Genomic DNA, 2,645 nt, shown 5'->3' with positions numbered 1-2,645 from the left:
AGGNGTTTCCGGGTCCAAACGCTCTTGCTCTAGACGNGACCACAATCCACCGCGAACCATCGTATAACTTCGTNTAATGTATGCTATCGAAGTTATTACGGTTCGCGGGGCCGCTCGCGACGGCGGGCACGCTCGCCATCCTCGTCGGGTACGTGACGCTGATCGGGCTGTTCTTCGGGCCGGTGGCGAGCGCGGCGTCGCGGCAGCCCCCCGCCCGCGAGCTGTTCTACACAAAGACGCGGAACCTCGCGCTGTTCGCCTTCGGCGTGTTGATCGCGTGGGCGATGCTCCAGATCGCCGGGCTGTTCGACGCCTTCACCGCGACGGTGACGCTGGAGTACCTCGACATCCTCTTGCGCGTCGGCTTCGCCGGCTTCGTGTTCGCCAACGTGGAGACGCTGACGGCCGACGCGGAGTCGGCAGCCGGTGACAAAGAGGGCGGGAGCGTCGCACCCGCGGGGACCGGCGCGTCGACCGCGGACTGACGATCGGTTCTCTCCGTTCGCCCTGACCCGCCGCTTCGTCTCGCGTCGCCGCCCGTCAGTGGTCTCGACGGCGACCCCGAGGCGGTCGGTGTCGTCGACGGTCGCCGCCTTGGAGTTCAGGCCGAACTCGCCGCGGTCCGTCCCGTCGGCGTGCTGCGGTAGCGCTCCCACAGCAACACCGCCGGCGGCAACGCGACGACCGTGAACACGAACGAGTACAGAACGCTCAGCGCCATCAGGAGCCCGAAGTCCCCGAGCACGGGCGTGATCGCGAGCGCGAGCGCTCCCGTGCCGAGCGACGTCGTGAGCATGCTCCCGAGGAGCGCACCCCCGGTGCCCGACAGCGTCGTGGTCATCGCGTCGTAGGCGTTCCGACCGCTGTTGTACTCGTCAATGAACCGGTGGGTCGCGTGGACCGAGTACGCGATCCCCAGCCCGATGGATATCGAGAGGATCGTCGCCGTCAGCGCGTTCAGGGATAGTCCGAGCGCCCGCATGGTCCCGATGAGGAACGCGATCGCGACCAAGATCGGGAAGACGTTCACGATCCCCAGGTACGGTTTCCCCTCTAACACGGCGTAGGCGACGACGAGGAACCCGGCCGTCAGTCCCACGGCGAGGATCATCCCTTGGATCGCCGAGTCGAAGATGATGTCCGTGATCGCGTCGAAGACGACGAGCTGTCCGGTCGCGGTCGCTTCGTACCGGAAGTCCTCGGCGAACGCGCGGGCGTCGGCGGCGGCCTCGGCCTGCGATGCGTCCGCGTCGATCGCGTACTCGATCTTGGCGTTCCGCCGGTCCGGCGTGAGGTACTGCTCGGCGCGGTCGCCGGACGGCGACGCGAACAGCTCGTCGTAGATCCGGTCGAGGTTGCGTTCGGGAACCCCGTCGCCGTCGCGGTCGTTCCGCGCGACGAGTTCGCCGAACTCGGGGTTCCGATCGGCGTGCGACCGGATCACCGTGGCGACGCTCGTCGGGCGAGCGCTTCCGCCGTCACCGACCGCGAGCGCGTCCGGCGGGTCCTCGTTCGGCTGTGAAAGCGCCGCCAAGGCGTGGTCCTCCTCGAAGTTCCCCTCGACGTATATCGTCACCGACTGGTCTTGGCTCGTGGCGAACCGGTCTTCCAACAGGTTGATCGTCTCCGTGACGGTGTAGGTCCCGGGCGCGAACGGCTCGGGCAGCGACGTGATGTACTCGGGCTGTTCGGCCGGCGGGAGGAAGTCCTCCTGCTCGAAGGAGGTGTCGACGCCGCTCCCGTAGGCGGCCGCGACGCCGCCGGTCAGGAGTAGCACCACGACGAACGCGATCGGCGCGTACCGACTGGCGCGCGCGGGGAACGCGAGCAGGCGTCCGAGCGTCGAGTCCTCCGAGGAGATCGGTTTCGAGTTGAACTCGGGGACGCCGTAGCGCTCGCGCAGGCGATCGACCTCCAGCTTCGCCGCGGGCAGGAACAGCCCGAAGATCAGGAAGGTGAACACGATACCGATCGCCGACGCGAGCCCGAGATCGCGGATCGGCGTGAGATCGGAGATGACGTTCGCGCCGAACCCGAACACGGTGGTCACCGTGACGATGACGAACGCGACCATCAGCTGGTTGTTCGCGGTCCGCATCGCCTCGACGGGTTCGAACCCCTCGACGGTCTCCTCGCGGTAGCGGTTGATGATGTGGATGCCGAAGTCGACGCCGACCGCAAGCAGGAGTACCGGAACGGCGATCATCTGCTGGTTGAACGGGATCCCCGAGTAGCCGAGGAACCCGAACGTCCACAACACCGTCATCAGAAGCGACAGCAGCCCGAGCGAGAGGTCGATCGGATCGCGGTAGGCGACGACGAGGAACAGCAACAGCAACAGCACCACGACGGGCATCACGATCGTCAGCGAGTCGCCGATCACCTGTCCGGTCTCGGCGTTGGTGATCCCGGTGCCGAACGCTCGGATGTCCGCCGGCTCGTCTTCAGCGATCGAGGCGACCTCCGTCTGGAGGCCCGCGAGATCGTCGAACCCGCTCGGGACGTCGTGCGAGACGACCGTGATCGAGGCGGACGCCGAGGCGCTCGTCGGGTTGAAATCGGTCGCGAGGCTGCGCGAGAACGCCGGGTTCTCGGCGGCGAGCTGGCGGACGGTCCGGCGCACCTCGGTCTCGGTCGCGCCCTCC

1 protein-coding gene and 1 pseudogene are annotated in these 2,645 nt (G+C 67.4%); one reads left to right on the top strand and one right to left on the bottom strand.

The features are described 5' to 3' along the window. Positions 1–101: 101 nt before the first annotated feature. Positions 102–485 (top strand): annotated as a pseudogene (locus tag BN903_RS12125) (bacteriorhodopsin); the annotation flags it as partial. A gap of 116 nt (positions 486–601) precedes the next feature. On the opposite strand, the gene BN903_RS12120 reads toward BN903_RS12125, so the two are convergent. Continuing rightward, the coding region (locus BN903_RS12120) for an RND family transporter (RefSeq protein WP_154018133.1) at positions 602–2,645 on the bottom strand (2,044 nt) is incomplete at its 5' end.

The sequence above is a fragment of the Halorubrum sp. AJ67 genome (assembly GCF_000513435.1).
This window is presented reverse-complemented; position numbering and strand designations above follow the sequence as displayed.